The organism is Rhodoferax sp. P2_H8_2 (assembly GCF_056403235.1).
This window is the reverse complement of record NZ_JBFUFW010000010.1, coordinates 105414-130081: the sequence shown is the minus strand read 5'-3', so window position 1 is coordinate 130081 and position 24668 is coordinate 105414. Positions and strand designations below refer to the sequence as shown.

Genomic DNA, 24668 nt, shown 5'->3' with positions numbered 1-24668 from the left:
AAAAACGCCCCCTCGGTCGAGGGGGCGTTTTCGGGCTGTAATAGCCTGACGATGTCCTACTTTCACACGGGAATCCGCACTATCATCGGCGCTGACTCGTTTCACTGTCCTGTTCGGGATGGGAAGGAGTGGTACCAAGTCGCTATGGTCGTCAGGCATAACTTGTTGCCACCTTGACCAGGTCAAGGCGACCAATTTATAGAGCTAATCAGCTTGTCTTTTCGACACTGAAGTGCGATCTCTCACACAGCAGTTATTTTTGAATGCGTCAACTTGGCATAACATCCTTGAGACACTTATCGTGAATCAAAGTTATAGGGTCAAGCCGCACGAGCAATTAGTATCAGTTAGCTTAACGCATTACTGCGCTTCCACACCTGACCTATCAACGTCCTGGTCTTGAACGACTCTTTAGGGGGCTCAAGGCCCCGGCAGATCTCATCTTGAAACGAGTTTCCCGCTTAGATGCTTTCAGCGGTTATCTCTTCCACACTTAGCTACTCGGCAATGCCACTGGCGTGACAACCGATACACCAGAGGTGTGTCCACTCCGGTCCTCTCGTACTAGGAGCAGGCTTCCTCAAATCTGCAGCGCCCACGGAAGATAGGGACCAAACTGTCTCACGACGTTTTAAACCCAGCTCACGTACCTCTTTAAATGGCGAACAGCCATACCCTTGGGACCGGCTACAGCCCCAGGATGAGATGAGCCGACATCGAGGTGCCAAACACCGCCGTCGATATGAACTCTTGGGCGGTATCAGCCTGTTATCCCCAGAGTACCTTTTATCCGTTGAGCGATGGCCCTTCCATACAGAACCACCGGATCACTATGTCCTGCTTTCGCATCTGCTCGACTTGTCAGTCTCGCAGTTAAGCACGCTTATGCCATTGCACTATCGTCACGATGTCCGACCGTAACTAGCGTACCTTCGAACTCCTCCGTTACGCTTTGGGAGGAGACCGCCCCAGTCAAACTGCCTACCATGCACTGTCCCCGATCCAGATAATGGACCAAGGTTAGAACCTCAAACACACCAGGGTGGTATTTCAACGTTGGCTCCACGATACCTAGCGGCACCGCTTCAAAGCCTCCCACCTATCCTACACAGATCTGTTCAAAGTCCAATACAAAGCTACAGTAAAGGTTCATGGGGTCTTTCCGTCTTTCCGCGGGGAGATTGCATCATCACAAACATTTCAACTTCGCTGAGTCTCGGGAGGAGACAGTGTGGCCATCGTTACGCCATTCGTGCAGGTCGGAACTTACCCGACAAGGAATTTCGCTACCTTAGGACCGTTATAGTTACGGCCGCCGTTTACTGGGACTTCAATCAAGAGCTTGCACCCCATCATTTAATCTTCCAGCACCGGGCAGGCGTCACACCCTATACGTCCACTTTCGTGTTTGCAGAGTGCTGTGTTTTTAATAAACAGTCGCAGCCACCGATTTTTTGCAACCTCATTGGGCTCCAGGAGTAAATCCCTTCACCTACTAAAGGCACACCTTCTTCCGAAGTTACGGTGTCAATTTGCCGAGTTCCTTCTCCCGAGTTCTCTCAAGCGCCTTAGAATACTCATCTCGCGCACCAGTGTCGGTTTGCGGTACGGTCGTGTATAGCTGAAGCTTAGTGGCTTTTCCTGGAAGCAGGGTATCACTCACTTCGTCTGCAAGCAGACTCGTTATCACCCCTCATCTAAGCCCGGCGGATTTACCTACCAGGCACGACTACAGGCTTGAACCAACATGTCCAACAGTTGGCTGAGCTAACCTTCTCCGTCCCCACATCGCACTATACATCGGTACAGGAATATTGACCTGTTTCCCATCAGCTACGCATCTCTGCCTCGCCTTAGGGGCCGACTCACTCTACGCCGATGAACGTTGCGTAGAAAACCTTGCGCTTACGGCGAGGGGGCTTTTCACCCCCTTTAACGCTACTCATGTCAGCATTCGCACTTCTGATACCTCCAGCACGCTTTACAACGCACCTTCACAGGCTTACAGAACGCTCTCCTACCACTTGCAATAAATTGCAAATCCGCAGCTTCGGTAACTGGCTTAGCCCCGTTACATCTTCCGCGCAGGACGACTCGATCAGTGAGCTATTACGCTTTCTTTAAATGATGGCTGCTTCTAAGCCAACATCCTGACTGTTTTAGCCTTCCCACTTCGTTTCCCACTTAGCCAATTTTAGGGACCTTAGCTGGCGGTCTGGGTTGTTTCCCTCTTGAGTCCGGACGTTAGCACCCGGTGCTCTGTCTCCCAAGCTGTACTCTGCGGTATTCGGAGTTTGCATTGGTTTGGTAAGTCGCCATGACCCCCTAGCCAAAACAGTGCTCTACCCCCGCAGGTAATACTTGAGGCACTACCTAAATAGTTTTCGGAGAGAACCAGCTATTTCCAAGTTTGTTTAGCCTTTCACCCCTATCCACAGCTCATCCGCTAGTTTTGCAACACTAGTCGGTTCGGACCTCCAGTACCTGTTACGGCACCTTCATCCTGGCCATGGATAGATCACTTGGTTTCGGGTCTACACCCAGCGACTAGACGCCCTATTCGGACTCGATTTCTCTACGGCTTCCCTATTCGGTTAACCTTGCCACTGAATGTAAGTCGCTGACCCATTATACAAAAGGTACGCAGTCACCCTTGCGGGCTCCTACTTTTTGTAAGCATACGGTTTCAGGATCTATTTCACTCCCCTCCCGGGGTTCTTTTCGCCTTTCCCTCACGGTACTAGTTCACTATCGGTCAATGATGAGTATTTAGCCTTGGAGGATGGTCCCCCCATATTCAGACAGGATTTCTCGTGTCCCGCCCTACTTTTCGTTAGCTCAGTATCACACAGGTCTTTTCACGTACGGGACTATCACCCTCTATAGTCGACCTTTCCAGATCGTTCCGTTAAGTCTTGTGCTATCACTAACAGGCTTCTCCGATTTCGCTCGCCACTACTTTCGGAATCTCGGTTGATGTATTTTCCTCGAGCTACTGAGATGTTTCAGTTCACCCGGTTCGCCTCGCATGACTATGTATTCATCATGCGATACCCCTAAGGGTGGGTTTCCCCATTCGGAAATCTCCGGATCAAAGCTAATTTGCCAGCTCCCCGAAGCTTATCGCAGGCTATCACGTCCTTCGTCGCCTATCATTGCCAAGGCATCCACCATATGCTCTTATTCACTTGACCCTATAACTTTGACATCTCTTTCGAGAATCGAAGCATCTTCAAGGAATGTTTTGTCAGGTCTTTCACCTGACGCGTTATGCCGTATTCAATTAACTTGAATAACTCGAATTCAAACGTGAAGTTTGATATTCATTTTGACGCAATCAAAATTATGTCGCTAGCGGCACGGTCTGCACTAAACCTTTACGAATGTGCAGTTTCCGCTAGCAACGCTGATTAAACTCTATAAATTGTTAAAGAACAGCCGATTGATCTAGTTATCCAGATCAACAACAAAGAGGCCTCGTTAAAAGCCACTTTGGTATTGAATTGATACCAAACGATAAGTATTAAAAGATTGGTGGAGGTGACAGGACTCGAACCCGCTACCTACTGCTTGCAAAGCAGCCGCTCTACCAGGTGAGCTACACCCCCATGTTCAGAGGATATTGGACGACAATGGTGGGTCTGGTTGGTCTCGAACCAACGACCCCCGCCTTATCAAGACGGTGCTCTAACCAACTGAGCTACAGACCCGAGTCGGTCACTTAAGACCAAGACCGAAGCCATAGTCGTTAGCGACAACCTTCCAACAACCGATAAGTGTGAGCGTTCGAATTAAATTGCAGTTTCCAGAAAGGAGGTGATCCAGCCGCACCTTCCGATACGGCTACCTTGTTACGACTTCACCCCAGTCACGAACCCTGCCGTGGTAATCGCCCTCCTTGCGGTTAGGCTAACTACTTCTGGCAGAACCCGCTCCCATGGTGTGACGGGCGGTGTGTACAAGACCCGGGAACGTATTCACCGTGACATTCTGATCCACGATTACTAGCGATTCCGACTTCACGCAGTCGAGTTGCAGACTGCGATCCGGACTACGACTGGCTTTATGGGATTAGCTCCCCCTCGCGGGTTGGCAACCCTTTGTACCAGCCATTGTATGACGTGTGTAGCCCCACCTATAAGGGCCATGAGGACTTGACGTCATCCCCACCTTCCTCCGGTTTGTCACCGGCAGTCTCATTAGAGTGCCCAACTAAATGTAGCAACTAATGACAAGGGTTGCGCTCGTTGCGGGACTTAACCCAACATCTCACGACACGAGCTGACGACAGCCATGCAGCACCTGTGTTACGGTTCTCTTTCGAGCACTAAGCCATCTCTGGCGAATTCCGTACATGTCAAAGGTGGGTAAGGTTTTTCGCGTTGCATCGAATTAAACCACATCATCCACCGCTTGTGCGGGTCCCCGTCAATTCCTTTGAGTTTCAACCTTGCGGCCGTACTCCCCAGGCGGTCAACTTCACGCGTTAGCTTCGTTACTGAGTCAGTGAAGACCCAACAACCAGTTGACATCGTTTAGGGCGTGGACTACCAGGGTATCTAATCCTGTTTGCTCCCCACGCTTTCGTGCATGAGCGTCAGTACAGGTCCAGGGGATTGCCTTCGCCATCGGTGTTCCTCCGCATATCTACGCATTTCACTGCTACACGCGGAATTCCATCCCCCTCTACCGTACTCTAGCTATACAGTCACAAATGCAGGTCCCAGGTTGAGCCCGGGGATTTCACATCTGTCTTATATAACCGCCTGCGCACGCTTTACGCCCAGTAATTCCGATTAACGCTCGCACCCTACGTATTACCGCGGCTGCTGGCACGTAGTTAGCCGGTGCTTATTCTTACGGTACCGTCATTAGCTCTCTTTATTAGAAAGAGCCGTTTCGTTCCGTACAAAAGCAGTTTACAACCCGAAGGCCTTCATCCTGCACGCGGCATTGCTGGATCAGGCTTGCGCCCATTGTCCAAAATTCCCCACTGCTGCCTCCCGTAGGAGTCTGGACCGTGTCTCAGTTCCAGTGTGGCTGGTCGTCCTCTCAGACCAGCTACAGATCGTCGCCTTGGTGGGCTTTTACCCCACCAACTAGCTAATCTGATATCGGCCGCTCCAATCGCGCGAGGTCTTGCGATCCCCCGCTTTCATCCGTAGATCGTATGCGGTATTAGCGTAGCTTTCGCTACGTTATCCCCCACGACTGGGCACGTTCCGATATATTACTCACCCGTTCGCCACTCGCCACCAGGATTGCTCCCGTGCTGCCGTTCGACTTGCATGTGTAAGGCATGCCGCCAGCGTTCAATCTGAGCCAGGATCAAACTCTATAGTTCGATCTTGAATTTTTTGCTCTTTCGAGCAACTCATAAACTGGAATTAACATGAACTTCATTGCTGAAGTTCGCATTTCTTTTCATTCATGAGCGTTTGTAAGTCAGCTAAGACTTAGTTCCGAAGAACTTGGCAATCGCCTTCAAACGCCCACGCTTATCGGCTGTAAATTTTTAATGATCCGAACAGAATTTTTACCTTCTATTCGCTTGCTTAGCTGTGATCAGCGAAGCCTTGAATTATGACACAGTTTTTAACCCTCTGTCAAACTTCAACGAAAATATTTTTCTATTTTTTCCACTGAAGTCCTCGTTGCTTTTCAGCAGCGAAGCCCTCTACTATAGCACACCTTTTGGAGACTATCCGGGTTTATACCCGGTAGCGATCGCCAGAGCTACTTAGCTTGGCCAGCATCGCTGGCGCGATCGCTGTGAGCGACAGTATTTCATCGGCTGCGCCGTGAAGAATCGCTTCGCGTGGCATGCCGAACACTATGCAACTGGCTTCGTCCTGCACATAGTTATAGCTGCCCGCATCTTTCATTTCTTTCATTGCCTTGGCGCCATCGTTACCCATACCGGTCAACATGATGCCGATGGCATTGCGCCCCACCACCTTCGCTGCCGACTTGAATAGGACTTCGACAGAAGGGCGATGTCGATTAACCAGCTCCCCTTCTTCCACGACGCACACATAGTTGGCGCCGCTGCGATCTACGCGGAATTGCTTGCCGCCAGGCGCTATATAAGCGTGGCCCGGCAAAATGCGTTCGCCATTCGAAGCTTCTTTGACGGTGATCTGACACAGGCCATTCAAGCGCGCCGCAAAGCTGGTTGTGAAGCCCGGGGGCATGTGCTGCGTGATGACAATACCAGGCGCATCTGCCGGCATCAGCAGCAAGACCTCCTTGATGGCCTCGGTGCCCCCGGTCGAAGCGCCTATGCAAATCAGTTTCTCAGTCGATATGCGGCCTAAGGGGGCATTTGCCTTGGCCGGCGCATCACCGCTGCGGCTTGTATTCGCAGGGGCAGCCACGGAACGTTGGATATGCGCGGAAGCTGCGATACGCACTTTGTCTACGATCTGGTCCGCCAGTTCCTTGATGCCATCCACCAATCCAATGCGGGGTTTCGCAACAAAATCAACAGCGCCCAGCTCGAGTGCACGCATCGTCACCTCAGCGCCCCGCTCGGTCAGCGTGGAAATCATGACTACGGGCATAGGGCGCAAGCGCATCAAACGTCCGAGAAAATCGATGCCGTCCATCTTGGGCATTTCGATGTCCAATGTCAGCACATCCGGGTCCAGTTCGCGAATCATTTCGCGAGCAATCAAGGGGTCATTCGCGGCGCCCACACAGACCATATCCTTTTGCCTGTTGATGATTTCGGTCAACAGACTACGCACCAGCGCCGAGTCATCGACGACCAATACACGAATCTTTTTCAATCAGAGCACCTCAAAAAAGATCAATCGAGCCGCCCGCATTGGACTTGGCCACCGACGCGGCATTGCCCTTGCGCTCTTCCACGGCCAAGGTTTCGGGGTGGGAGTGCGCCAACCGCTTGACCAGTGCCTTTCCTGTGACAGGAAAGAAGCACACTTTACGAGGATGTATGTCCAGCACGTCCTGGGACACGATAGGAATGCGTTCCGTAGCCAAATATTCGATGACGAATTTAGTGTTGCGCTCACCCACATTCATAGTGGTGAAGCCAGCCATCACTTGGCCACCTCCAAACACTTTGGCTTGCATGGTTTCGCGCCTAGCGCCCAGCTTCAGCATTTCATTTATCAAGAGTTCCATCGCATACGAGCCATAACGACCAGACCCATCGCCGCCGTCGCCGTCTGGCAACATGAAATGATTCATGCCGCCAATTCGCGCGCGCGAATCCCAAATACAGGCAGCAATACATGAACCCAACACGGTCATGACTACTAACTCTTCATTTGATACAAAGTACTCCCCCGGCAACACTTTAACTGCGTCGTACTGAAAATGATGGTCTGCGTAGAAAAAGGATGCCTCACCGGGCTTTCTAGGTTGCGCCTTGAGCTGATCAATTTTCGACACCCGCCCACATGCCAAGACTTTAGGCGCCCCAAGGCCAGCGGCGGCAAATCCACCTGTCTGCGAGTGACCCGTACTGGAGAAGTTCATGAAATATCAATAGCCCAGTTGAAGGCAATACAGATGAGGAACAATAGCCGTCTCAGATTCGCTCATAGACGGTCTTGCCCTTCAAAGTAAACAGGTCCTTGGAATCGGTGAAATTCTCTGCGTGACCGACGAACAAAAGACCGCCAGGGCGCATCACACGATGAATGCGCTCCAACACGCTGCGCTGTGTTGGTCCGTCAAAATAGATCATCACATTGCGGCAGAAGACCACATCAAACGGATCCTTAAACGGCCAATCGTTCTTGATCAGGTTGACGATGAAAAAATCAATCAGATTGCGCAACTCCGGTTTAACACGCACGAAGCCATCGTTAGAACCTTTGCCGCGCTGAAAAAACTTATGCAACTGCCCTGTGTCGACACCTTTGATTGCATCTGCACGATACACGCCTTGGGATGCAGTCTGCAGAACCTTGGAGTCAATATCACTGGCACTCAGGGCAAAGTTGGCCCTCGGCCCCAACGCTTCCAAAGCAGTGATGACTATGGAGTATGGCTCCTCTCCAGTGGACGCCGCGCTGCACCACACTCGCCAAGGCGAACTGGGCTTGGACCTCAAGAAACTGGAAAATACCTCGAAATGATGGTGCTCACGGAAAAATGACGTGAGGTTTGTTGTCAGCGCGTTGATGAACTCCTGCCACTCTGGGCCGTCAGTAGATTCCAGCCAAGTCAGGTATTCCTTGAAACTCTGGTGCCCGGTATCACGCAACCGACGTGATAGACGGCTATAGACCATCGCGTGCTTACCATCGTGCAAACTAATGCCCGCACGCTGATAAATCAGCGACTGAACGCGATCAAAATCTGCGTCGGTCCATTTGAATTCACGCCCACCGCCGCCTACCTCAGCCCCGGACTCGCCTGCAGAAAATTTGGTCACAACGGCTTGCTTTCCATTAGCGCATGTCGGATTGGGGGCTCAACTGGGCTTTAGCCAACCGCAGATACAAGGCCCATATCGGCGCCAGACATCAGGCGCTCAATATCCAGCAATATCAGCATACGGTCGCCCAGCGAACCCAGTCCCAATACGGCACCACTGTCAATCACGCTGTCAATATCTGGCGCCGCCTTTAGGCTTTCTGGCGGCAACTCCATGACATCGCTCACCGAATCAACCACGATCCCGACAATGCGACTGCCCAAGTTCAGGATGATGACGACAGTAAATGTGTTGTATTCAGCCTTAGAACAATTAAACTTCAGCCGCATATCCACAATAGGCACAATCGTGCCACGTAGATTCACCACGCCCTTGATGAAGCTCGGCGCATTAGCGACCCGCGTGGGTGGCTCATATCCTCTGATTTCCTGAACTTTCAGAATATCTATTCCATATTCTTCCTGGTCCAGTCGAAACGTAAGGTATTCCCTCGCTGCAGAGGAAGTTAAAGCATCCATTTTTTCCATCGCGCCCATTTTTAACTCCTCTTTATTCAGCCATTTAATGACGCGACCGGCGCACCAGCGCGCCAGTATCCAGGATCAGTGCGACTTTGCCGTCGCCCAGAATAGTGGCGCCAGAGACATTGGGCACTTTGCGGTAGTTGGACTCCAGGTTCTTGACCACCACCTGTTGCTGCCCCAACAACTCATCAACCAACAATGCGACTCGGCTACCGTCGGCTTCCACCACGACCATGATGTCGCAGGATTTTTCCAAATCAAAACGCGGAACCTGGAAAACTTTTTCCAACTCGATGACCGGCATATATTCATCCCGAACCTTGACCAACTGCGACCCCTGACCCACCGTACTGACCGCTTCGGCCTTGACCTGGAACGACTCCACTACCGACGACAGCGGGAGGATGTACACCTCTTCGCCGACCCCCACCGACATACCGTCCATGATGGCCAGCGTCAACGGCAATCGTACTGACACCTTCATGCCGTAACCTTCGGCAGAATCGATCTCCACCGTACCGTTTAGAGCAGTGATGTTCTTTTTCACGACGTCCATGCCCACGCCGCGGCCGGAGACATCAGTGACCACAGCAGCAGTGGAGAAGCCAGGCGCGAAGATAAGTTGCCAGACATCCGCGTCCGACATTTGGTCCGAAACATCCAAACCACGTTCACGGGCTTTGTTCAGAATCTTCTCCCGCGACAGGCCTCGGCCATCATCGCGCACTTCAATCACGATGGAACCACCTTGATGGGACGCCGCCAAAGTGATGGTGCCGGTTTCCGATTTGCCAGCGGCAATCCGCTCGGCAGGCATTTCGACACCATGGTCGCAACTATTACGCACCAAGTGCGTGAGTGGATCGGTAATTTTCTCGACCAACCCCTTGTCGAGTTCGGTGGCCTCACCCTGCGTAACAAAATCCACTTTCTTGCCCAACTTGCCCGCCAGATCGCGCAGCATGCGTGGAAAACGGCTGAACACGATCGACATCGGAATCATGCGGATCGACATAACCGACTCTTGCAGATCGCGTGTATTGCGGTCCAGATCAGCTAGGCCGGTCAGCAGTTGTTGGTATACGGCCGGATCCAGTGCGCGGCTGTTTTGCGCCAGCATGGCCTGGGTAATCACCAGTTCACCGACCAGATTGATCAGTTGATCGACCTTGTTGATCGCAACACGAATAGTGGCCGCTTCGGGTTGTGCGGCCGGACCAGCCGGCGCAGCGACTTTCGCGACAGCTGGCTTGGCCGAGCCTGCTGCAGCAGTCGTCGCAGCAGCCGCCAATGGGGCAGATGGCGCACCGGGCGAACCATCAAAGAATCCATAACTCGTCGCTTCGGGCGCAGTTGGTGTGGCAGTCTCTACTGCTGTCGGCTCTCCAGACTCCAGCGCCGTAATGACAATGCGCTCACGCGAAACGTGGAATGCGAACAAATCCAGCAAATCTTCATCGCTGGAGCTGGTCTCTACGTGGAAGCTACGCACATTGGCGCGCTCGGAAGACAACGGGGAAATTTTCCCCAACCCAGGAATGTCGCGGAACAGCTCTTGAACCGCATCAGCCTGCTCAGGGCGATCCAGCGGGCCAAAGGAGATTTCCAGTGCGCGCACGCCATCCGGTAGGGCCGCAGCTACGGCAACGGCAGCCGCTTTCGGCGCGGGCACGGCGGGTTTCGGTACGGCAGCAGGCGCCCCCCCAGCGGCCAACTCGCTGATACGGCGAACCAAGTCACCGGTGGCCAGTGGCTCCCCCTCGCCGCCGTTCTGGTGCCGTGCCAGCAAACTGCGTGAAGCGTCCGCCGATTCCAGCAACACGTCCACCATGGACGCATTGGGCGCCAACTCATGGCGGCGCAGCTTGTCCAGCAGCGACTCCATTTGGTGGGTCAGCTCAGCGACGTCGGAGAAACCGAAGGTGGCTGCCCCGCCTTTGACAGAGTGCGCGCAACGGAAAATGCCATTCAACTCTTCGTCGTCGGCCGTTTCCAGATTTAGGTTGAGCAGCATGTGCTCCATCTGGTCTAGGTTTTCGCCGGCCTCTTCAAAGAAGATTTGGTAAAACTGGCTGAGGTCAAAGTCTCCGCCTGCATCGCCGCCACCCTGGTGTGTTTCTGCCATTTGTCGCTCCTGATTTTCTAAAAAGAGTCGGGTATTGGTACCGACTTCAGCGAATCACTTGATCACTTTTTTAATCACGTCCAGCAACCGCGCTGGATCAAACGGTTTTACCAACCAACCGGTGGCCCCTGCGGCCCGGCCAGCCTGCTTCATCAAGTCGCTAGACTCAGTGGTCAACATCAAAATGGGGGTGGTCTTAAACTGGGGGTGGTCGCGCAATTTGCGGGTAAGGCCGAGGCCGTCCAGCCGCGGCATATTCTGATCGGTCAGCACTAGGTCAAACGATTGCGATAGCGCCTTCTCGTAAGCATCCTGCCCATCGACAGCCTCCACCACTTGATAGCCAGCGCCAGTCAAGGTAAACGAAACCATTTTCCGCATGGACGGGGAGTCATCAACTGCGAGAATTACAGACATAAGGCGCTCCGACTATTTCTATATTGCATTTGGGAAAATCAAAATAACTCAATGGAACCGGCATCCATCTCATCCTGGGTGACAGGGTTGGGGCGCTCCGGGACTTCTTCCACGAAAGGAACGGCCTCTCCGTCTTCGCTCCCCATGGATTCCGAAGCGAGCCTGTAAGCGCACCCCTGCAGAATCTTGGAGGTGTGAACAATCAATTGGGATGCCATGTCCTGAAACTGCAACTCAGTCACTGCAGCACGCAAGGTGCTGCGTACGTCATCCAGTTCCTTGGACTGCGCCAATGTGGGATTGGCGAGGTTCGCACTTGCGGACGTAAAACGCTCCATCAAGTTCTCCATGGTATGGGCCAACAAGCTATCGAGGCGAGACAGGTCATGCACTACGACCAACAAAGAATCCTGCACTTCCGCGACCAACATGACCGGCAATTGCACGCCCGGCTCAGTAGGTGTTGTCATTGAAGGATGCATCTGCTTTTGTCCTCGAAATCGCCAATGTCTTCCAACCAGTCCTTGAACTGCCACGAGGCCTTAGTAAGCTTCTAGATTATCAGGATTCCCGTCGCTTGGGAAATTTTCGGGCGGCGTCCGGGAACCCCACATAATGATGTCGTCATGATAGCCCCGAAGTTGAATACAAATCCGCCATCGAAGGATCTCTTCATCCTGCATTTGGAGGATTCGGCGCCCGACCACCAATTGGTCTGCCGGGCACTCGACAAGGCCAAAGTCGCCTATCAAATACATTGCGTCGACTCACTGCACGACTTCACTGAAGCCGTCACGCGATTGCCCATCGACGTTATCTTGGCCGACTATCGGCTCAGTGGTTTTACGGCTATAGATGCCTGGACGGCCCTAAGGCACGAAGTAACCAGCCCCCCCTTTATTCTGGTCTCAGGAGCCATTGGAGAAGAATTGGCGGTGGAAGCGGTTCAAGGAGGCATAAGTGATTTCGTCAGTAAAGCAGGCATGGGGCGCCTCGCGCTCGCCATTGATCGCGCCCTCGCGACCCGGCAAGCCCGAATGGACAGTGAAATGGCTACCCAGGCGTTGGCCGACTCACAACGCAAGCTGGCTGAATTTGCCAGCCACCTGCAAGCCACCATTGAGGCCGAACGTGCGTCTATTGCCAGAGAAATACATGATGACATCGGTGGATCTCTGGTTGCGGCAAGACTTGATCTTGCCTGGGTCTCACGACATGCAGACGACGACGCCATTCAGGCACATTTGGAGTCCGCCCACAGCATGTTGCAACACGCCATGGGGGCCAGCCAACGCATCATGATGAATCTCCGCCCGGCGGTCCTGGACCAAGGACTAATCGCAGCCGTAGAGTGGCTGACGGACGGTTTTACGAAACGCACAGGCATCCTGGTCGACCTGACCGCGCGCCCGGATATCGCCTTGAAAAGCAAGAACGTGGAACTGGTTGCTTATCGGGCAGTCCAAGAAGCACTTACCAACGCAACTAAACACGCCAGATGCAAGACCGTGCATGTGGATATTTCTGATACAAAAGGGGTTTTGACCGTAGAGGTCAGCGACGATGGCGTGGGTGTATCCACAGAAGACCAAGGGAAACCCAAGGCCTTCGGACTGCGCGGACTGCAGGAAAGGGCGCAAACCGTGGGAGGCTGGCTCGACGTCAGCAGCATCGAAGGCACAGGCACCACTATCATTCTGTCGATTCCATTGACGTCGTCCGCCAACACACCAACCTGGGACAGCGAATCATGATCAAGGTTGTCATTTGCGATGACCACGCCATGGTCCGTCGCGGGATTCGGGACACGTTGGTGGACGCAGTGGACATTGAGGTGGTCGGCGAAGCCGGGACCTATTCCGAAGTACGCGAGCTCCTGCGCAATACGGAGTGCCATGTGCTCATACTGGATCTGAACATGCCGGGAAGAGGAGGCTTGGAGGTCTTGGCCAGCGTTCGTGATTCTCACCCCGAGATCAGAACATTGATTGTTTCCATGTTCAGCGAAGACCAGTACGCCATCCGATGTCTACGATCTGGTGCCCATGGCTACCTGAACAAGGCGGAAGACCCTGCAAAGCTGACTCTCGCGGTACGGACTCTCGCACAAGGCCGCAGATTCGTCACACAAGCGGTGTCAGACATGCTCGTGGACAATCTGGCCCATCCGCAGGACGCTGACCGTCACTCGGTCTTGTCAGAGCGGGAAATGCAGACCTTGATCAAGATTGCCTCTGGCCGCAAACTGTCGGAAATTGCTGCCGAGATGATGCTCAGCCCCAAAACTGTCAGCGTGTATCGATCACGGCTGCTCGAAAAACTTCAACTGAGTAACAACGCCGAATTGGCCGTCTACGCCATCCGCAATCAATTAGTCTGACGCATCAATTGCCAGCAAACAAGGCGATGGCCTGCTCCATAAGGGCAATGTAGGGTTGTTCCAGCATAGGCAGGGTGAATGCAATCCCCACCATGCCAACTACCAAGGTAATCGGGAAACCCACCGCGAAGATGTTCATCTGCGGGGCCACGCGGGAAATAATGCCTAACGCGACGTTTACAAACATTAGCATGCCCACCATGGGTAGCGCCATCCACAGCGCGCTGGAAAACAAGGCGGAGCCCAACTCATACAGTCGCAACTTCGCCATTGCCTCCAGAAAACCTTGCTCGACCGGGAAGTGTTTAAAACTTCTATTGATAGCCATTAACACCATGATGTGCCCATTGAGCACCACGAAAAGCAGATAGGTCACATAGGTAAAGAAGCGGGCGACCGCACTACTTTGTCCGTTCATCGCGGGGTCAAAGAATGCCGCGAAATTCAGCCCCATTTGAAAACCCACTACTTCACCCGCCAGCTCCGCTGCAGCGAAAACCACCCGGATGGCAAATCCTATGGAGAGGCCCACAACGACCTGTTGCACAGCCGCGCCCAAAGCACCGGGATCGTTGAATCCAATCACTGGTGCAACCGGCAAGGTGGCTTGCACGGCTAACGCGACCAGGAAAGCCAGTGCAATCTTTGCTCGCATCGGAAACGCACGAGAAGAGAAAATAGGGGCGGAGGTGAAAACGGCCAGCGTTCTCAGAAACGGCCAAAACACAGGGGATACCCAGGCGGCAAACTGTGCCTCGTCAAATGTCAGCACCAGCGACTCCGCTCAGACAACCGATGCGGGGATGGCTTCCAGCGTGCGCCGGATGTACTCCACCAGCATGGTCAACATCCAAGGTCCGGCGATTGCAAAAACCGCGATCACAGCCACCAACTTGGGAACAAAGGCCAGTGTCGCTTCATGGATCTGTGTCACAGCCTGAAACAGGCTAACCAACAAACCCACCACCAGCGCGGCGCCCAACACAGGGAATGAGACCATCAACAACATAAGCAGGGCTTCCTGCCCCATCGTTAACACCATTTGCGCGTTCATGATGCCGCCCCGCTACTGCACGAAACTGGCGGCGAGCGAGCCAACCAGCAAATTCCAGCCATCCGCCAGCACGAACAGCATCAGCTTGAACGGCAAAGCAACCAGAACCGGCGACAACATCATCATCCCCAGTGACATCAATACGCTGGCTACGACGATATCGATCACCAGAAACGGAATGAAGATCATGAAGCCAATCTGGAAAGCCGACTTAAGTTCGCTAATCACAAAGGCGGGGACCAAAACACGAATAGGCGCAGTCTCGGCGGTCACCGCGGGCGGCAGTTTTGCAAGCTTGGCGAACAAGGAGAAATCAGACTGTCGAGTCTGCTTGACCATGAAGCTGCGGATCGGTGTTTCACCTTTTTCCAAAGCCTGCTCGAAGCTGATAGTGCCTTTGGAGTACGGCTGGTAAGCGTCTTCGTAAATGCGGTCAAAAGTCGGCCCCATTACAAAAAACGTGAGGAAAAGCGACAACCCCACTATCACCTGGTTGGGTGGCGCAGACTGCGTGCCCAATGCCTGCCGCAGCAGGGACAGCACGATGACAATGCGGGTAAAGCCCGTCATCATCAGAAGCACGGCTGGCAAGAACGACAGGGCCGTAAAGAACAGGAGCGTCTGCACCGGTACCGAAAAACTGACGCCCGATTGCCCAGTGCCAACCAACAGCGGCAATTGCCCAGCAGCCGGGGCCGCTTGTGCCCATACGCCGCTGCTAACCGACGCGGCCAGCAGAAGCAGTGCGAATTTACTAAATAGTCTTGGCACGCGAATAGATCCCGAACAGGGGAGGGCGGCCATCAGTTGGCCGACGCCGAAGACCCTATGGTATCGGTCTTTGAAACTGAGGTTTGTTCGCTCAGTGGTTCGCTGAACAGGCAATTAATGCTTTGCTGCGTCACACCCAACACCATCCGTTGCCGGGCCCCTTCTCGACCGACCTCCACGGTGACTACACGCTGCTGCGGCCCAACCGCCAATACGGAAACGACGCGCGGCGCGGGCTCAGCCTCGCCGCCATATTTGGCCGTGTTGACAGACTTCCAGCGTTTCACCAGAAACGGCAATGCCGCGAGGCATGCCAGAAAAATGAGTACGGACCAGATTTGCTGCGCCAGCATTCGAATCAGTTCTTGCTGACCCGGCGCAAACGCTCGGACGGAGTCACTACGTCGGTCAATCGAATGCCGAACTTGTCATTGACCACCACCACCTCGCCCTGCGCTATCAAATATCCATTGACGAGTACATCCATTGGCTCACCGGCCAGCGCATCCAATTCAACGACGGAGCCTTGCCCCAACTGAAGGATGTGCTTGATAGGCACCTTGGTGCGCCCCAACTCCACAGACAGCTGCACAGGGATATCGAGCACCATATTGATGTCGTTGACTCCGCCCTCTCCACCATTTGGCCCTGCCGAGAATGGGCGTGGAGCCTCACCAGAAAGCACACCACCAGATTGCACGTCGCCCTCAGGACCATCCGAAGCCTTCTGCTCCAGCAGGGCCTCGGCCCAGTCGGCCATGCCGTCGTCCGCTGATTCGCCAGGTTTGTCTTCAGACATTTCGTTCTCCTAACCAGTTTTGGTCGTTTCCCCGCAGCGCCTTGTCAATGCGAATAGCGTATTTTGCATTGTGCGTACCGTAATAACACTCGAAGATGGGGACACCATCGACCGTAGCTTGAATCGTGGGCTCCTTGTCCAGTTCGATGAAATCGCCCTTTTTCATGGCCAACAATTGCTCAACCGTCGCATTCGCTGTCGCCAACTGCGCGACAAGCGTAATTTCAGCTGCCTGAATCTCCCGCGTCAGCACGTTGACCCAGCGCTTGTCGACCTCGATCGAGTCGCCCTGAGTCGACGAGTACAACACATCCCGGATCGGCTCCAGTGTGGAATACGGGAAGCAGAAATGGATCGCGCCGGTGATATCGCCGATTTCCAGCTGAAAAGACGTCGAGATGACGATTTCGCTGGGCGTTGCAATATTGGCAAACTGCGGCTGCATTTCAGACCGCTGGTAGTCCAGCTCCAGTGGATAGATACCCGTCCAGGCTTTTTTGTATTCGGCAGTGATCACATCGACCAGGCGGTTGATCACGCGCTGCTCGGTCGCCGAGAAGTCACGGCCTTCAATCCGTGTCTGAAACTTGCCGATGCCGCCATACAGCGTGTCGATGACGCCAAACACCAGCGCAGGTTCACACACAATCAGCCCGCTACCACGCAGGGGCCGCAGGGCCACGATATTGAAATTGGTGGGGACGGCCAGTTCGCGCAGGAATGCGCTGTAGCGCTGAACCGACACCGGTCCGACCGAGATTTCCGGGCTGCGCCGGATGTAATTGAACAAGCCTACGCGCAGGTTTCGGGCAAACCGTTCATTGACGATTTCCATCGTGGGCATGCGCCCACGGACGATTCTTTCCTGGCTGGAGATGTTGTAGGAACGAACCTCTCCATGCTCGGCCGCTTCCTCGACCGTCTTCTGGCTTTCGCCCGTGACCCCTTCAAGAAGGGCATCAACTTCTTCTTGTGAAAGGAAAGACTCACTCATGGGGTATCACCTGCAGTCTCGGCTATTGAACAATGAAACTGGAAAAGAGAACGCCCTTAACCGGGTATTCCACATGGGCTTTTTTCTTCTTCTTCTTGCTCTTGGCGCCGCTGTCTTCATCTTCGTGATCGTCATCGCCGCCGCCGAATGGAACTGCTGCTTCGCGCAGGATATCCTTCGCCAGCTTTTCCTTGCCTTCAGGCTTCAGCAACTCATCCGCTGTTCTCTGCGAGATCAGCATCAGGATGCCACTGCGGATGGTGGGCAGGTATCCCTTGACCGTGTCAGAGGCATGCGCATCCATCACTTCCAATGTAATACCCACTTGGGCAACACGTTCACCGCCAGGATCTGCCAGATTCACCACCATGTTGTCCAGCGGCAGATAGGCGGGGGGAGTTCCGGGCGCGGGCGCATGAGAAGCGGCCTTCGCTGGGGCTTCACCACCATCTTCGTCAGCCGCCGCTGCGCGCTGTTTGCTGATAAAGAAAAACGCTCCGCCGCCTGCGAGCACCAGCACCAGCACCAAGGCGCCGACGATGATCAACAGTTTCTTGCTCTTGGCAGGAGGACCGGCTTCGGGAGCTACTTCAGGTTTTGCGGACACGGATTACCTCGGGAAAATAGTTGCCAAACCATTATTTGACACTTTTGCAGAACATAAGGGTTGAATAGACACAAAAAACACGTCAAACATACAAGTCCAGTGTGCGCCCCACTCCAGTCGCCGATACGCCTGCGCCACGCACTTCTGGCGTCGCGATGCGCAATGTGGTCTCGGAGCGTGTGCCCTGGCGAAACTTGCGCTCCTGCTGCTGCCCGGCGTCGCCCGCGCCCGAGCTGCCGACAAACACGCCGGTCAACACCACGCCCTGCTGCTGGAGCATGTCCTTGAGCTGGGCCGTAGCGCCTTCCAGCATCTCGCGGGTCTGAATTTCATCGGTGCGGAACACGACCTGGGCCTCTTTGCCCTGCATGTTGATGCTGACTTCCACTGGCCCGCCGCCCACGCCTTCAAGTTTCATCTCTGCGCTCTGCACATCCTGCGAAACGTAATATGCGACCTCCTGCGCCACGACAGACTGAAACTGCGCGGCACTGCCAGATGGACCGACATCCCCGACACCGCTGGTGGACAGGGCGCCAGATAACCCAGAGGACAATACCACTAGGTTGTCAGCGACCTCGACCTTGGCCTGCATCACATGCGTGGCCTTGCGGGCTTCTTCGCCGGAGAGGGGGGCCTGCAATGATGCGGGTATCGGCAACGAAGGCATTTCCGGCTGGCTGGCAGTCATTGCGGCCTTGCCCTCGCGCGCCGCTGTCAGCTCTGCCAGTTTGGCGGAGGGCTCTTTGGGGGTTTCTGTTTGCAATTGCTGCGTGCCCATAGGCCCGGACGTGTCAGCCAGGAGCGCCGCACGGCGACGTCCTCCTGCAGCCGCTTTGTCAGATGTTTCCAACGTCAATGCGTCCGCAGACTCGCCTGCCTTGTCGTCGGCATGACCTTGAAACCGGTGCGACTCAGTCAGCGCAATTCCAGGCAGGGTGGCTGTATCGGTAACCGGTGTTGCAATAGCAGCGACCGGCAAGGCCACCGCCAAATCGGCACTCAAATCTTTGGCATCTGGCTCGGCTGCATCGGAAGCAAGCGCGGCGGGATCGGCGGACGCATCGGGCGATGGTTCCTGGCCCAGCCCCATTAACAAAGCCAGAAATCCGGCAGGATCTTTGGCTTGGCCGCTCTGGCCATGGCCAGCAGATTTTGCCGTACGGTCCGCCGAATCATTGCGGCCGGCGGCTGTTTGTGCCGTGGATTTTGCCGGACTGGCTTTGGCCGGTGCAGGCGCAATTTCAAGTGCCATCGAGGACTCCTGTGTTCAGTGTTTTGCGGACGCGCAGGAATTGCATCGTGGCCAGTTCATCGAACTGGATTTGCTCCCTGCGGTTCTTCATCTGCTGGATTTGATGCAGCCGGGTCGAATAGAGTTTCTGAATCGCCGCAAGACGAAATTCGCCTTGCAACAGTGCTGCGTGCGCCTCGGCCACGGCGTTGATTAAGCCAGCGATCACGCCGTTCTGCATTTGAATCGCTTGCTGCAGACGCCCGCCGAACTGGTAGTAGTGGTGCAGAACCTCCGCTGAATAGGCACTACCCGACGCGCCAATCCAGCGGGCATCGGTGTCGCGTGCATAAGTCTGCAACTGCTCCAACTGGACGTGTGCGTCAGCCAGCGTGCGCTGGGTGTTCGCATGCGCCTCCGCCAGACGATCGCGCTGTCGTTGCGCGTGTTCCACAGCCAATGCGATTCCATTAAGCCGGTGCATGGTCCATCTCCATCGCCGCCGCCATCGCACCGGTCACCGCGTCAAAACTGGAAGGTTCATACATATCCTGCTGCAGGAAATGCTCCATGCTGGCATGCAGCGCAATGGCCTCGTCCAGAGCAGGATCCGAGCCCGCTGCGTAAGCACCGATCTGCACCAGATCTCTGCTGCGTTCGTAGCGGGAATAAATCGAGCGGAAGCGTCGCGCCAGCTCAAAATGTTCGCGTGACACGACGTTGTGCATCACGCGCGAGGTGGATTGCTCCACATCAATCGCCGGGTAGTGGCCCGACTCAGCAAGGCGGCGCGATAACACGATGTGGCCATCCAGAATGGCCCGCGCCGCATCGGCAATAGGGTCCTGCTGGTCATCGCCTTCTGTCAGCACCGTATAGAAAGCCGTGATGGAACCCACGCCATGGAGGCCGTTGCCGCTACGCTCCACCAATTGGGGCATCTTGGCAAAGCACGACGGCGGATAGCCCTTGGTGGCAGGCGGCTCACCAATTGCCAGCGCAATCTCGCGCTGCGCCATGGCATAGCGGGTTAACGAATCCATCAGCAGCAAGACATGCTTGCCCTGGTCGCGAAAACTCTCGGCAATCGCTGTGGCGTAAGACGCGCCCTGCATGCGCAGCAATGGCGGGGCGTCTGCCGGAGCTGCCACCACCACGGAGCGCGCTCGACCTTCTTCGCCCAGAATATCTTCAATGAATTCTTTGACTTCTCGGCCCCGTTCGCCTATCAAGCCCACCACGATCACGTCGGCTTGGGTGTAGCGAGCCATCATGCCGAGCAACACGCTCTTGCCAACGCCCGACCCGGCGAATAAGCCAATCCGTTGACCACGGCCCACCGATAACAAAGCGTTGATGGCGCGCACCCCGGTATCAAGGCTTTGCCGCACTGGCGCCCGGTCCATCGCATTGATAGGCTGGCGATCCATAGGACGGGAGGTCACATGCCGAATCGGCCCCATGCGGTCCAGCGGTGCGCCTTGCGAATCGACCACACGCCCCAGCAGGCCATCACCCAAAGGCAGCCTCAAGACACCCGCATCTGCGGCATGCGCAGGCATACCCACCGTGGACAACTGCGGTACTGGCACATAGGCGGCAGCCGGGGTCACTGCCGCGCCGCTGGTTAATCCATGGACATCACCTGCCGGCATCAGAAAAGCTGTGCTGCCAGAGAATCCGACCACTTCGGCCAATACATCTGCACCGTTTTGCATACCCACCGTGCACTGCGAACCCACGGGCACGCGAATGCCACTGGCCTCCAGCACCAGGCCCGCCAAGCGTGTCAGCGTGCCGCGAACTTCCAGCGCATTGCCACGAGCAGCGTTTTGGGCAGCGCCCGACAGAAACTGCCCCCATTTAGCGGAGGCATCAACAGGGCCGGTAGCGGCTTCATTCGGCTGCATCGGGAACCTCCCAAGCCGATTCCAGCCCCAGACGGGCCACGACCCGATTCCAACGGGTTTCCACTCGACCATCCACGACCGTACCGGCAGACTCCACCTGGCATCCGCCGGCTTGCACGCTGCTGTCAGGCAACAGTTTGATCGCCAGCCCAGGGAACTCTTCGCGCAGCACAGGCTCGATGACGTCCACATCCGAAGGCGCCAAACGCACCAGTGCCGTTTTGGCGTCCGCGATCAGAATGGCCAGCGACTCCCGTACCACTGGCAGCACGGCATTGGGGTTCACCGCCAGTTCGTGCAGCAGCACTTGGCGGGCCAGTCCACAGGCCAGTTCCAGCAAGCCTTCTGCCATCTGCTGTTCGGAAGCGTTGATTTGTTCATGGCTGGTCGCCAGCAGACTGGCAAAGGCGCGGGCTGACTCTGCGCCTTGGTTGGAGATGTATTCAGCGATCTTGCGATCCCCTTCCAGCGTGGCCGCAGCGTGTGCCTGGGCATAGCCCTCAGAAAACCCCTTGTTGTAGCCTTCATCAAACCCGGCTTTGCGCGCAGTATCGGCCCGGTGCTGGTCTTCTGCTTCGGCTTGCGCCTTCAATTTGGCTGCAAAGCGCAGGGCAGCCTGGTCTACGGCGGCAAACTGCCAATCGACTGCGGGGCCGACCTGGTCGCTGGGGGTGATGCGTGAATGGACGCGGCTCATCAGACCATGGCGTCGTCGCCACCCCCACCGCCGATGACAATCTGTCCTTCGTCCGCCAGACGGCGCACGGTCTTGAGAATTTCCTTCTGCTGCGCTTCCACTTCGGACAAGCGCATCGGGCCACGCGATTCCAGATCTTCGCGCAGGGTTGCCGCTGCACGGGAAGACATGTTCGCCAGAATCTTTTCCTTGAGCTCGGGTTGGGCGCCCTTGAGTGCCACGATGAGCACATCGGAAGACACTTCCTTGAGCACCATCTGGACCGCCTTGTCGTCCAGTTTGATGACATCGTCGAACACGAACATCTTGTCCATGATCTTCTGGGCCAGATCGGCGTCGTGGCTGCGGATGGACTCGATCACAGTGCCCTCGATCGCGGTACCCATCAAATTGATGATTTCCGCTGCCGTCTTGATACCGCCCAGTGAAGCCTTGCGGATCTTGTCACCGCCTGCGAGAACCTTGAACAGCACTTCATTCAGGTCCTTCAGCGCAGTCGGCTGAATACCTTCCATCGTCGCCACCCGCAACATGACTTCATTGCGCTGGCGCTCGGTCAGGTGTTTCAGCACGTCGGCGGTTTGGTCATACTCCAGGTGAACCAGAATGGCTGCCACGATTTGCGGGTGCTCATTGCGCAGCAATTCAGCCACCGACAACGGGTCCATCCATTTCAGACTCTCGATGCCGGAAACGTCACCGCCCTGCAAGATGCGGTCAATCAGCAACGCCGCCTTGTCGTCGCCCAGCGCCAGTTTCAGTACAGACCGCACGTAGTCGCCCGAGTTGGACACCAGCAAGCTTTGCGACGCCGCAATGCCGGTGAACTTGTCGACCACCTCATCCACCCGTTCTCGGGTAATTTGCGTGGTTTTGGCAATGGCTTCGCCCAGCTTCTGCACCTCTTTGGGTGACAGATGCTTGAACACTTCCGATGCCTCGGCCTCACCGAGTGACATCATCAGAACTGCCGCGTCTTGTAGTCCGTCGTCTTGTGCCATGGTGTTATTTTGCGCCTAGCTTCAAGCGGCCGCCTCGCCGTTAATCCAGGACTTGACGATATTTGCCACCGCGGCCGGGTTGTCGCGCGTGAGTTTGCGGGCGTCTTCCAGCCGCAGCTCGGAAGCCGTTGCCTGCGCAGGATCTACCGCAGGCCCTGACAACTGCGGACGATCCGGTTGTTCGGACTCCAGCGCATCCAGCTGCGAGCCACTCAGATCGGAACTGGTACTGGTCGCGATCTGCTGTTGAGACAGACCCTTCAAAGCGGGGCGAATGACGCCCAGCAATACCAATGCAGCGAGGGCCAGCGTGCCCAATGGCCAGGCAAAGCTGCGGGCAGTCTCAAGAACCTGCGGCTGGCGCCACAGTGGTATTTCCAGGTTTTCGTCGGCAACCTTCGCAAACGGTGCGTTCATCAGGTTGACGGAGTCGCCACGGTCCTTGTTGAAGCCCACGGCTTCGCGTACCAACGCCGTCATTTTTTCCAGCTGGGCCTCGGACAGCGGCGTGCTGGTGGTTTTGCCCTTGTCGTCGGTGACAGTCTGGTTGTTCAACACGACAGCGGCATTCACCCGCTTGACCACACCGGTGGCGCCCTTGGTCACCTTGACGGTCTTGTCGACCTCGTAATTGATGATGGATTCTTTCTTGGATGCGCCACCTGAGCCGGCAGCGCCTGCGCCCTGACCACTGGCCGCCAATGGCTGCGCCTGCCCGTTGATCGGCGCTGCAGGGGGCGATGGGGGTTGGTTAGTGGTTGCACCGGGAACACCGGAGGGCGGTGTCGCAGTGCCGCCGTTGCTGCTTTCCACCATTTGCTGGCTGCGCACCGCACTGCTGTCGGGCGTCTGATTGGGTTTATGCGTTTCGGTTGTGGATTCGGTTTGGGAGAAATCCAGCTCAGCAGTGACCTGGGCTTTGACGTTTTGCTTGCCGACCACCGGCTCAAGAATGTCGAGAATCCGGCGGCTATAGGCCTGTTCAATCTGTTGCACGTACTGCAGTTGTTCCGCATCTACACTGCCTGCGCTGTCCGGCGATTGCGACAGCAGCTTCCCGGTATCGTCCAGCACGCTCACGGCAGACGGGTTCATTTCCGGCACGCTGGAAGCCACCAAATGCACGATGCCTGCCAGTTGGGTGCGGTCCAGCGCACGGCCGGCGCGCAGGCTCAGCAAAATGGAGGCCGATGGTTTTTGCTGCTCGCGGAAGAATCCATTCTGATTTGGCAGCGCCAAGTGCACGCGCGCACTCTCGACCGACGACAAAGCTTGAATAGAGCGGGTCAGCTCACCTTCCAGCCCACGCTGAAACGTCAGCCGCTCCTGGAACTGGGTCATACCAAAGCGGTTGGACTCCATCATCTCGAAACCCGCTACCGAACCCTTGGGCAGCCCCAGCGCCGCCATCTTCAGGCGCACGTCGTGCACGCGGTCTGCCGGCACCAGAATGGCGCCGCCGCCTTCGGTGTACTTGTACGGGATATTCAGCGTGGTCAGCTGCGCGATCACCGCACCGCCATCCTTGTCGGCCAGATTGGAATACAGCACCCGCCAGTCAGCCTGGCGCCCCATCACGAGGCCGATCACGGCAATCGCCACAAACAACACCGCACCCAGCGCCAGGCGCATGCGCTGCCCCTGTTCCAGCGCAGCAAAGCGCTGCGCAATGGTGGGATTCACGCTGATGGTATTGACAGGAAGGGTCGCGACGTCGGCCATTGGGTGTTCCGGTAAGACAT

Annotated in this window: 22 protein-coding genes, 2 tRNA genes and 3 rRNA genes; 2 read left to right on the top strand and 25 right to left on the bottom strand. The window is 55.6% G+C overall.

Going from position 1 to position 24668, the window contains the following annotated elements; genetic code table 11:
• Positions 1–43: 43 nt before the first annotated feature.
• The 12 genes from rrf to AC1DV6_RS16380 form a co-directional block, all read right to left on the bottom strand.
• Positions 44–156 (bottom strand): 5S ribosomal RNA (gene rrf, locus AC1DV6_RS16435).
• A gap of 160 nt (positions 157–316) precedes the next feature.
• A 23S ribosomal RNA gene (locus tag AC1DV6_RS16430) occupies positions 317–3194 on the bottom strand.
• Between the two features lie 338 nt (positions 3195–3532).
• A tRNA-Ala gene (locus AC1DV6_RS16425) sits at positions 3533–3608 on the bottom strand.
• Positions 3609–3633: 25 nt separating this feature from the next.
• Positions 3634–3710: transfer RNA gene (locus AC1DV6_RS16420), tRNA-Ile, on the bottom strand.
• 99 nt (positions 3711–3809) lie between these two features.
• Positions 3810–5344: ribosomal RNA gene (locus AC1DV6_RS16415) — 16S ribosomal RNA — on the bottom strand.
• Together the 16S, 23S and 5S rRNA genes with 2 tRNA genes alongside form the textbook arrangement of a ribosomal RNA operon.
• A gap of 367 nt (positions 5345–5711) precedes the next feature.
• Entirely contained in the window at positions 5712–6791 is a 1080-nt protein-coding gene (locus AC1DV6_RS16410; RefSeq protein ID WP_477979290.1) for a protein-glutamate methylesterase/protein-glutamine glutaminase, read from the bottom strand.
• Positions 6792–6801: 10 nt separating this feature from the next.
• On the bottom strand, positions 6802–7506 hold the full coding sequence (gene cheD / locus AC1DV6_RS16405; protein WP_477979288.1) for a chemoreceptor glutamine deamidase CheD: 705 nt from the start codon (positions 7504–7506) through the stop codon (positions 6802–6804).
• Positions 7507–7558: 52 nt separating this feature from the next.
• The gene (locus AC1DV6_RS16400; RefSeq protein ID WP_477979286.1) at positions 7559–8410 is read right to left on the bottom strand and encodes a CheR family methyltransferase; all 852 of its coding nucleotides are present in this window, start codon (positions 8408–8410) and stop codon (positions 7559–7561) included.
• Positions 8411–8460: 50 nt separating this feature from the next.
• Positions 8461–8949 carry a chemotaxis protein CheW gene (locus AC1DV6_RS16395; RefSeq protein WP_477979285.1) on the bottom strand — a complete coding sequence of 163 codons (489 nt, stop codon included), beginning with the start codon at positions 8947–8949 and terminating at the stop codon, positions 8461–8463.
• A gap of 25 nt (positions 8950–8974) precedes the next feature.
• The gene (locus tag AC1DV6_RS16390; protein ID WP_477979283.1) at positions 8975–11062 is read right to left on the bottom strand and encodes a chemotaxis protein CheA; all 2088 of its coding nucleotides are present in this window, start codon (positions 11060–11062) and stop codon (positions 8975–8977) included.
• A 54-nt stretch (positions 11063–11116) separates the two neighbouring features.
• Complete coding sequence (locus AC1DV6_RS16385; RefSeq protein ID WP_477979281.1) at positions 11117–11479, bottom strand: response regulator; 363 nt, start codon at positions 11477–11479, stop codon at positions 11117–11119.
• 38 nt (positions 11480–11517) lie between these two features.
• On the bottom strand, positions 11518–11961 hold the full coding sequence (locus AC1DV6_RS16380) for a hypothetical protein (RefSeq protein ID WP_477979279.1): 444 nt from the start codon (positions 11959–11961) through the stop codon (positions 11518–11520).
• Between the two features lie 144 nt (positions 11962–12105).
• On the opposite strand from AC1DV6_RS16380, the gene AC1DV6_RS16375 reads away from it, so the two are divergent.
• A complete protein-coding gene (locus AC1DV6_RS16375) occupies positions 12106–13233 on the top strand; it encodes a hybrid sensor histidine kinase/response regulator (protein ID WP_477979277.1) in 1128 nt (375 codons plus the stop codon).
• Positions 13230–13859: a response regulator gene (locus AC1DV6_RS16370; protein WP_477979275.1), complete on the top strand. Its 630-nt coding sequence runs from the start codon at positions 13230–13232 to the stop codon at positions 13857–13859. Before AC1DV6_RS16375 ends, AC1DV6_RS16370 begins: the two co-directional genes overlap by 4 nt.
• Positions 13860–13863: 4 nt before the next feature.
• On the opposite strand, the gene fliR is transcribed toward AC1DV6_RS16370, so the two are convergent.
• From fliR to fliF, 13 genes are all read right to left on the bottom strand, one after another.
• A complete protein-coding gene (fliR, locus tag AC1DV6_RS16365; protein ID WP_477979273.1) occupies positions 13864–14631 on the bottom strand; it encodes a flagellar biosynthetic protein FliR in 768 nt (255 codons plus the stop codon).
• A gap of 12 nt (positions 14632–14643) precedes the next feature.
• Positions 14644–14913, bottom strand: a complete 270-nt coding sequence (gene fliQ / locus AC1DV6_RS16360) for a flagellar biosynthesis protein FliQ (RefSeq protein ID WP_477979271.1) — start codon at positions 14911–14913, stop codon at positions 14644–14646.
• Between the two features lie 12 nt (positions 14914–14925).
• Complete coding sequence (gene fliP, locus AC1DV6_RS16355; RefSeq protein WP_477979269.1) at positions 14926–15717, bottom strand: flagellar type III secretion system pore protein FliP; 792 nt, start codon at positions 15715–15717, stop codon at positions 14926–14928.
• Positions 15717–16037, bottom strand: a complete 321-nt coding sequence (locus tag AC1DV6_RS16350; protein ID WP_477979268.1) for a FliO/MopB family protein — start codon at positions 16035–16037, stop codon at positions 15717–15719. The genes fliP and AC1DV6_RS16350 overlap by 1 nt, the downstream gene beginning before the upstream one ends.
• Before the next feature lie 5 nt (positions 16038–16042).
• The gene (fliN, locus tag AC1DV6_RS16345; RefSeq protein ID WP_477979267.1) at positions 16043–16483 is read right to left on the bottom strand and encodes a flagellar motor switch protein FliN; all 441 of its coding nucleotides are present in this window, start codon (positions 16481–16483) and stop codon (positions 16043–16045) included.
• Positions 16476–17477, bottom strand: coding sequence for a flagellar motor switch protein FliM (gene fliM / locus AC1DV6_RS16340; RefSeq protein ID WP_477979266.1), 1002 nt, complete (start codon positions 17475–17477; stop codon positions 16476–16478). Before fliM ends, fliN begins: the two co-directional genes overlap by 8 nt.
• A gap of 22 nt (positions 17478–17499) precedes the next feature.
• Complete coding sequence (locus AC1DV6_RS16335; protein WP_477979264.1) at positions 17500–18084, bottom strand: flagellar basal body-associated FliL family protein; 585 nt, start codon at positions 18082–18084, stop codon at positions 17500–17502.
• Between the two features lie 82 nt (positions 18085–18166).
• Positions 18167–19339 carry a flagellar hook-length control protein FliK gene (locus tag AC1DV6_RS16330; RefSeq protein ID WP_477979262.1) on the bottom strand — a complete coding sequence of 391 codons (1173 nt, stop codon included), beginning with the start codon at positions 19337–19339 and terminating at the stop codon, positions 18167–18169.
• Positions 19329–19802 (bottom strand): flagellar export protein FliJ, encoded by a 474-nt coding sequence (gene fliJ, locus AC1DV6_RS16325; protein ID WP_477979260.1) that lies wholly within the window; start codon positions 19800–19802, stop codon positions 19329–19331. The genes AC1DV6_RS16330 and fliJ overlap by 11 nt, the downstream gene beginning before the upstream one ends.
• Positions 19789–21228 (bottom strand): flagellar protein export ATPase FliI, encoded by a 1440-nt coding sequence (gene fliI, locus AC1DV6_RS16320; RefSeq protein WP_477979258.1) that lies wholly within the window; start codon positions 21226–21228, stop codon positions 19789–19791. The genes fliJ and fliI overlap by 14 nt, the downstream gene beginning before the upstream one ends.
• The gene (locus tag AC1DV6_RS16315; protein ID WP_477979256.1) at positions 21215–21925 is read right to left on the bottom strand and encodes a FliH/SctL family protein; all 711 of its coding nucleotides are present in this window, start codon (positions 21923–21925) and stop codon (positions 21215–21217) included. Before AC1DV6_RS16315 ends, fliI begins: the two co-directional genes overlap by 14 nt.
• Positions 21925–22926, bottom strand: coding sequence for a flagellar motor switch protein FliG (gene fliG, locus AC1DV6_RS16310; RefSeq protein WP_477979254.1), 1002 nt, complete (start codon positions 22924–22926; stop codon positions 21925–21927). Before fliG ends, AC1DV6_RS16315 begins: the two co-directional genes overlap by 1 nt.
• Before the next feature lie 21 nt (positions 22927–22947).
• Positions 22948–24648, bottom strand: coding sequence for a flagellar basal-body MS-ring/collar protein FliF (gene fliF / locus AC1DV6_RS16305; RefSeq protein WP_477979252.1), 1701 nt, complete (start codon positions 24646–24648; stop codon positions 22948–22950).
• Positions 24649–24668: the final 20 nt, after the last annotated feature.

Bases quoted from the DNA above. Each gene is read 5' to 3' on its own strand.
- AC1DV6_RS16395 (WP_477979285.1), bottom strand. From the start codon at position 8,949: ATGGGCGCGATGGAAAAAATGGATGCTTTAACTTCCTCTGCAGCGAGG.
- fliF (WP_477979252.1), bottom strand. From the start codon at position 24,648: ATGGCCGACGTCGCGACCCTTCCTGTCAATACCATCAGCGTGAATCCC.
- AC1DV6_RS16390 (WP_477979283.1), bottom strand. From the start codon at position 11,062: ATGGCAGAAACACACCAGGGTGGCGGCGATGCAGGCGGAGACTTTGAC.
- fliI (WP_477979258.1), bottom strand. From the start codon at position 21,228: ATGCAGCCGAATGAAGCCGCTACCGGCCCTGTTGATGCCTCCGCTAAA.
- fliN (WP_477979267.1), bottom strand. From the start codon at position 16,483: ATGTCTGAAGACAAACCTGGCGAATCAGCGGACGACGGCATGGCCGAC.
- AC1DV6_RS16350 (WP_477979268.1), bottom strand. From the start codon at position 16,037: ATGCTGGCGCAGCAAATCTGGTCCGTACTCATTTTTCTGGCATGCCTC.
- fliJ (WP_477979260.1), bottom strand. From the start codon at position 19,802: ATGCACCGGCTTAATGGAATCGCATTGGCTGTGGAACACGCGCAACGA.
- AC1DV6_RS16385 (WP_477979281.1), bottom strand. From the start codon at position 11,479: ATGTCTGTAATTCTCGCAGTTGATGACTCCCCGTCCATGCGGAAAATG.
- AC1DV6_RS16315 (WP_477979256.1), bottom strand. From the start codon at position 21,925: ATGAGCCGCGTCCATTCACGCATCACCCCCAGCGACCAGGTCGGCCCC.
- fliG (WP_477979254.1), bottom strand. From the start codon at position 22,926: ATGGCACAAGACGACGGACTACAAGACGCGGCAGTTCTGATGATGTCA.
- AC1DV6_RS16375 (WP_477979277.1), top strand. From the start codon at position 12,106: ATGATAGCCCCGAAGTTGAATACAAATCCGCCATCGAAGGATCTCTTC.
- AC1DV6_RS16330 (WP_477979262.1), bottom strand. From the start codon at position 19,339: ATGGCACTTGAAATTGCGCCTGCACCGGCCAAAGCCAGTCCGGCAAAA.
- AC1DV6_RS16380 (WP_477979279.1), bottom strand. From the start codon at position 11,961: ATGCATCCTTCAATGACAACACCTACTGAGCCGGGCGTGCAATTGCCG.
- fliQ (WP_477979271.1), bottom strand. From the start codon at position 14,913: ATGAACGCGCAAATGGTGTTAACGATGGGGCAGGAAGCCCTGCTTATG.
- fliM (WP_477979266.1), bottom strand. From the start codon at position 17,477: ATGAGTGAGTCTTTCCTTTCACAAGAAGAAGTTGATGCCCTTCTTGAA.
- AC1DV6_RS16370 (WP_477979275.1), top strand. From the start codon at position 13,230: ATGATCAAGGTTGTCATTTGCGATGACCACGCCATGGTCCGTCGCGGG.
- fliP (WP_477979269.1), bottom strand. From the start codon at position 15,717: ATGGCCGCCCTCCCCTGTTCGGGATCTATTCGCGTGCCAAGACTATTT.
- cheD (WP_477979288.1), bottom strand. From the start codon at position 7,506: ATGAACTTCTCCAGTACGGGTCACTCGCAGACAGGTGGATTTGCCGCC.